Annotated in this window: 5 protein-coding genes; all 5 read left to right on the forward strand. The window is 66.2% G+C overall.

Annotated features, from left to right (window positions below; translation table 11 throughout):
- The first annotated feature begins 145 nt into the window (after positions 1–145).
- A complete protein-coding gene (locus VFP86_17775; GenBank protein HET9001493.1) occupies positions 146–2110 on the forward strand; it encodes an ABC transporter substrate-binding protein in 1965 nt (654 codons plus the stop codon).
- Positions 2111–2178: 68 nt separating this feature from the next.
- A complete protein-coding gene (locus VFP86_17780; protein HET9001494.1) occupies positions 2179–3165 on the forward strand; it encodes an ABC transporter permease in 987 nt (328 codons plus the stop codon).
- 77 nt (positions 3166–3242) lie between these two features.
- Positions 3243–4364 (forward strand): ABC transporter permease, encoded by a 1122-nt coding sequence (locus tag VFP86_17785; GenBank protein HET9001495.1) that lies wholly within the window; start codon positions 3243–3245, stop codon positions 4362–4364.
- Between the two features lie 27 nt (positions 4365–4391).
- Entirely contained in the window at positions 4392–5435 is a 1044-nt protein-coding gene (locus VFP86_17790; GenBank protein ID HET9001496.1) for an ABC transporter ATP-binding protein, read from the forward strand.
- A gap of 2 nt (positions 5436–5437) precedes the next feature.
- On the forward strand, positions 5438–6430 hold a 993-nt coding region (locus VFP86_17795; GenBank protein HET9001497.1), incomplete at its 3' end, for an oligopeptide/dipeptide ABC transporter ATP-binding protein.

Here is a 6430-nt window from a genome sequence, read left to right on the forward strand (position 1 = left end):
CGGCTCGCCACCCGCTCGAAATGCAGGGGGAATTTCGCCCGCGGGCGAAACGCGATCCCAAGACGGGTGACCCGCGCAGTCGCGATAGCCGGAGCCGGAGACCGATCGGTCACCGGGACGGGTGAGAAAAACGGAGGCGCACAAAATGCGACGGAAACTCCTAAACGGCACCTCGCACTGTCTCATGCTCTTCATGGCCGTCCTGCTGGTACTGGGGGTCGGCACTCAGGCCCCGACGCCCCCTCCGGTCCTCGCCCAAGCATCCAAGTACAAGGAAGCGCCCATGCTCGCGGCGCTCGTGAAGGCCGGCAAGTTGCCGCCGGTGGCCCAGCGCCTGCCGGAAGACCCGCTCGTCGTCGACACCATCGAGGGCATCGGGCAGTACGGTGGCGTTTGGCGCCGAGGCTTCTTGGGTCCCAGCGACTTCAACAACGTCCACCGCATCGTGTACGATGCGCTCGTGCGCTACTCCCCGGACGGGACCAAGGTCGAGCCGAAGTACGCTTCCAGCGTGACGCCGTCCAAGGACTTCACGGCATGGACGGTGAGGCTGCGCAAGGGCGCCAAGTGGTCGGACGGCAGCCCGTTCACGGCAGACGACATCATGTTCTGGTATAACGACGTGCTCCTGAACAAGGACCTCACCCCGGCGCCGCCCGTGTGGATGAAGAACCACGATGGCTCACCTGTCGCGGTCCAGCGCGTAGACGACATCACGGTTCGCTGGACGTACAAGGAGCCGAGCACCACCTTCATGATGGAGCTCGCCAACAAGGACAGCGGCGACCGCCAGTACGCGTGCTTCCTGCCGGCTCACTACCTCAAGCAGTTCCACGCCAAGTACGCTGAGAAGGCAAAGCTGGATCAGATGGTCGCTGCGGCCAAGTTCAAGACGTGGGTGGAGCTCTTTGCGGCCAAGGCGCATCCACCCGAAAATCCGGATCGCCCGGTGATGGCGGCCTGGGTGGCGAAGACCCGCGTGAGCGAGCAGCTCTTCGTGCTGCGCCGCAACCCCTACTACGTTGGGGTGGACAAGGCGGGGAATCAACTGCCGTATATCGACACGGTCCAGTTCAAATTTTTTGCCGACCCCCAATCCCTCAACCTCGCCGCGATCGCCGGCCAGCTCGACGAGCAGGAGCGGCATATCATCCTCGGCAACTACCCGGTGCTGAAGGAGCACGAGAAGGACGGCAAGTATCGCGTCATCCTCTGGCAGGGCTTCGGCGGCGCCGACGCCGACGTCACGTTCAATGAGACGTACACGAAGGATCCCGACCTCGGCCGGTTGCTCCAGAACCGGGACTTTCGCATCGCCATGTCGTATGCGATCAACCGGAACCAGATCAAGGAGTCGGCGTTCCTCGGCCTGGGAGAGCCCCGCCAGCCGGTCGCCGCGCCGTGGTCGCCGTATTACCCTGGCAATGCCTACGCTCAGAAGTACACAGAGTACCGGCCGGACGAGGCCAACCGGATCCTCGATCGGATAGGATTGGACAAAAAGGACGGTGAGGGCTTCCGCCTCTTCCCGGGCAGTAACCGCCGCGTCACCGTCGAGCTTTCCGTCGTGCCCGTCTTCGGTCCCTGGCCGGATGTCGCACAGCTGATCGCCAAGGACTGGGAGCGGGTCGGGATCAAAGCCATTGTGCAGATCCGCGAGCGGTCGCTGCATTTCCAGATGCGGCAGTCGAACGACCTGCAGGCGGAGATCTGGAACCAGGACACCGCCGGATTCCCGTTTACGGGGACTCCGAAGTACGATCCCCGCACGATCCTCTACGGGACCATCACCATTGGGCCGCTGTGGAAGCAGTGGTACGATACCGGCGGGAAGGAAGGGGTGGAGCCGCCGGCGGCGGCCAAGCGCCTCGTCGAACTGATTGACCGCGCCAAGACGGCCGATCCCAAAGAACAGGCCAGGGACGCACAGGAGATCTTCAAGGTCTGGGTGGACAACATGTTCGAGATTGGGACGGTCGGTCTCACTCCGATGGACCAGGGGGTCGCCGTGGTCAACGTTCACATGCACAACGTCCCGACCAAGTTGGGCAAGGACTGGCCGCTGCGCACGCCGGGGAACGCGCGCACGGAGCAGTTCTACTACAAGTAGGCACACGATCGCCACGCGGCTGGGGCGGCCCGGTGGCGCCCCGGCCGCGTTGAGCGAGGGCGGTCCTCATGCTGCGCGTCCTGGTCCAGCGCCTGCTGCTCCTGCCCTTCCTGCTCGCGGTATTCTCGATCGCGGTCTTTGCGCTGGTCCAGGCGCCGCCCGGCGGTTTCCTCACGAGTTACGTCTCGATGCTCGCCTCGTCCGGCTCGTCGATCAGCGAAGAGCAGGTCGAGGCGCTTCGCCGGCAGTTCGGGCTCGATCAACCGTTCCATGTCCGGTACGTCCGCTGGGTCGAGAACCTCGTGCGGGGAGACCTCGGCCTGTCCTTGGAGTACCAGCGCCCCAACGCCGAGTTGATCCATCAGTATCTGCTGTTGACCGTGCTGCTCGCGCTTTTCTCGTTTGTGCTCACGTGGGCGATCGCGATTCCCGCCGGCATCTACTCGGCGACGCATCCGCGCTCGTGGGTCGATTATGCGCTGACCGTCATGAACTACGTCGGCGTGGCGATCCCCAACTTCATGCTGGCGCTCGTGTTGATGTGGATCGCGTTCTCGCGCTTTGGCATCAGCGTCACGGGGCTGTTCTCGCCCGAGTACGTGCAGGCTCCGTGGACGCTGGGTCGCGTGACCGACCTGCTCACGCACATCTGGCTGCCGACGATCGTGCTGGGGATCGCTGGGACGGCTCGCCTCACCCGCGTCATGCGCGCCAACCTGCTGGACGAGCTCCATAAGCCGTACGTCGTCACCGCGCGCGCCAAAGGATTGTCGGAGTGGCGGTTGGTCCTGAAGTACCCGGTCCGGGTGGCGATCAACCCGCTCGTCAGCACGATCGGCTGGTACCTGCCGCAGCTGTTCTCGGGGAGCCTGATCGTCGCCACGGTGATGAATTTGCCGAACATCGGGCCGCTGCTGCTGCGCGCCCTCATTCAGCAGGACACGTATCTCGCGGGCAGCGTGCTGATGATCTACTGCTTCTTCACGGTCGTCGGGACCCTGATCTCGGACCTCTTGCTGGCCTGGGTTGATCCGCGCATCCGCATGGAAGGGTGAGCGTGCCGGGGGACGCCGAGGTTCGGGAGAGCATCGTCGACCTCGCCGGGTCGTCCGCAGCGGTCCCGTCCGCGTCGGTGGCCGAAGAGCGCGTCTCGCTCGCGTCCAACCGGAAACTGGTGTGGTGGCGATTCAAGAAGCACCGGCTGGCGATGGTCAGCGCCGGCGTGCTGGTCCTTTTTTATCTTATCGTGCTGTTCCCGGACTTCTTCAGCACGCAGGACCCCGAGGCCACAGACGCCCGCTTAGCCTTCATCCCGGTGCAGCACTTGGCCCCGTTCGAGGGGCTGCGCGTCCGCCCCTCGGTCCCGGCCGTCGCGGGGCACCGAAATCCCGTCACGCTGCGGATGGAGTGGCAGACCGACGAGACGCGGCGGATTCCCGTCCACTTCCTCGTCCACGGCTACCATTATCGGGTGCTGGGTCTTTTTGACACGGACATTCACCTCCTGGGCACCGGGCCGTCCGCATCCCCGTCGACCGGGGCGGAGGGCGAGGGGCAGAGCCGGGCGTACCTGCTCGGCACCGACCGGCTGGGTCGTGACCAGTGGTCGCGCCTGATGCGCGGGACGCGTACCTCGATGACGGTGGGCCTGGCCGCCGTCGCGCTCAGTGTGATCCTGGGGGCGTTCCTGGGAGGCCTCTCCGGGTACGTCGGCGGGTGGCTCGACCTGGTCATCCAGCGGGTAATCGAGCTGCTCCAGTCCCTGCCCACGATCCCCGTCTGGCTCGCCATGGCCGCCGCGCTGCCGCGGGACTGGCCGCCCCAGAAGGTGTTTTTTGCGATTTCCCTCATCCTGGCGTTGGTCGGCTGGACGACGCTCGGGCGGGAAGTACGCGGCCGGTTCCTCTCTCTTCGAGAGGAAGACTTCGTCCTCTCCGCCGAGCTGGCCGGATGCAGCCGGCTCCGCGTCATCTGGCGGCATATGATGCCGGCGATGACGAGCCACATCATCGCGACCAGCACGCTTGCGATCCCGGTGCTGATCATCAGCGAGACGTCTCTGAGCTTCCTGGGCCTGGGTATCCGCCCACCGGCCATCAGCTGGGGGGTGCTGCTGCAGGAAGCGCAAAATATCCAGACCGTCGCGCAGGCGCCGTGGCTGCTCATCCCGGGCGTAGTCGTGATCATCGCTGTGCTCGCGTTCAACCTCGTCGGCGACGGGCTCCGCGACGCCGCCGATCCGTACGGCCATTAGCGTGGTGCGCCGAATGAGATGCCGCCCATGCCGGTGAGCGATCAGGCACGGCCGCTGCTCTCGGTGCGCGACCTCAAAGTTCACTTCTTCATGGACGAGGGCGTAGTCAAGGCCGTCGACGGGATCTCCTTCGACGTCGTGCCGGGCGAGGTGTTCGGCGTCGTGGGGGAGACCGGCTGTGGCAAGTCGGTGGCCATGCGGGCGATCCTTCGCATCGTCGAGCCACCCGGGCGCATCGTGTCCGGCGAGATCATACTGCGCCGGCCGCGCGCCGGAACCGGCGGCGGCCGCGACGACATCGTCCAGGACCTGGCCAGGCTCGATTCCGGCGGGATCGAGATGCGCAGCATCCGCGGCGGCGAGATCGCCCTGATCCCGCAGGAGCCGATGGCGGCGTTCAGCCCCGTGCACTCGGTCGGCAATCAGATTCTAGAGGCGATTGCGCTCCACCGGAACGTGAACGAGCGTGAGGCCAGGCGCCTCGCCGTTTCGCTATGCCGGGACGTCGGGATCCCGGCTCCCGAGCAGCGCCTGGGCAACTACGCTTGGCAGTTGAGCGGCGGCCTGCGTCAGCGGGCCCTCATCGCCATGGCGCTCTCGTGCAACCCGCGCCTCCTGATCGCGGACGAACCGACGACGGCGGTGGACGTCACTACGCAGGCCCAGGTGCTGCGCTTGCTGCGCCAGCTCCAGCAGGCACGCAACGCCGCCATCATCTTCATCACGCACGATCTCGGTGTGATCGCCCAGATGGCCGATCGCGTGATGGTGATGTACCTCGGCCGGGTGATGGAGCAAGGACCCGTCGACCGGATCTTCCACGCGGCGCAGCATCCCTACACGCAGGCGCTGCTGCGATCCATCCCGAGCATGCATTCGGCACCCCGAACCCACCTGCCGACCATCAGCGGCTCGATCCCGCATCCATTCAACCGCCCGCGCGGTTGTCCGTTTCATCCGCGCTGTCCGCACGTGATCCCCGGCAGGTGCGATCGGGAGTCTCCCGCCCTGCGGCCGGTGGCCGACGGGCATCAGGTCAGCTGTTTCCTCTACGAGCCGGCGGCGGAATAGGCATGATCGAGGCTTCGCCGGACCCCCGGCCGTTGCTCGAGGTCCGGCATCTCCGCAAGCTCTTCCCGATCCAAAAAGGGGTGACGCGACGGGTGGTGGGCCACGTCCGCGCGGTGGACGACGTCAGCTTCGCGATCCGGGAAGGGGAAACCCTCGGGCTCGTCGGCGAGAGCGGCTGCGGCAAGACGACCGCGGCTCGCTGCATCTTGCGGGCCCACATCCCCACGAGCGGCGAGATCCTGTTTCGAACGGCCGAGGGCGCCGTCGTCGACCTGGCCAAGCTGTCCCGGCGCGAGCTGGGCCCGCTTCGCCCGCAGATCCAGATGATCTTCCAGGATCCCTACGCCTCGCTCAACCCCCGCATGACTATCGCGGATATCGTGGGCGAGCCGCTGCTGGTCAACGGGATGAGGGACCGCCGGGCGCGCACGGAGCGCGTCGAGGAGCTGCTGCAGCTCGTCGGCCTGCGGCCGGAGTTCATGCCGCGCTTCCCCCACGCCTTCAGCGGCGGTCAGCGGCAACGCATCGGGATCGCCCGCGCGCTGGCGCTGCATCCGCGCCTCGTGGTCGCGGACGAGCCGGTCTCCGCGCTGGACGTTTCGGTGCAGGCGCAGATCTTGAACCTGATGCTGGATCTGCAGCGACAGCTCAGGCTCACGTATCTGTTCATCGGGCACAACCTCAGCGTCGTCAAGCACATCTGCGACCGGGTCGTCGTGATGTACGTCGGCAAGATCGCCGAGAGCGCGACGGCGCCGGAGCTATTCAGCGCGCCGAAGCATCCCTACACGGCAGCGCTCATGGCGGCGGTGCCCGTGCCCGACCCCCGCCGCAAGGTCGGGGACATAGAACTCCAGGGCGAAGTCGCAAACCCGGCCAACCCACCGTCCGGCTGCTATTTCCACCCTCGCTGCCCGCACGCCGTCGACCTGTGCCGGACCCAAGCCCCGGTGCTCGAGGAGATCTCCCCGGGGCATCTCGTCAGCTGTCATCGG

The organism is bacterium, from assembly GCA_035703895.1.
Taxonomy (GTDB): domain Bacteria; phylum Sysuimicrobiota; class Sysuimicrobiia; order Sysuimicrobiales; family Segetimicrobiaceae; genus Segetimicrobium.

What these genes read in the sequence shown, in the direction of transcription:
- VFP86_17775 (HET9001493.1), top strand. Translation starts at nt 146, where the DNA reads ATGCGACGGAAACTCCTAAACGGCACCTCGCACTGTCTCATGCTCTTC.
- VFP86_17780 (HET9001494.1), top strand. Translation starts at nt 2,179, where the DNA reads ATGCTGCGCGTCCTGGTCCAGCGCCTGCTGCTCCTGCCCTTCCTGCTC.
- VFP86_17790 (HET9001496.1), top strand. Translation starts at nt 4,392, where the DNA reads ATGCCGGTGAGCGATCAGGCACGGCCGCTGCTCTCGGTGCGCGACCTC.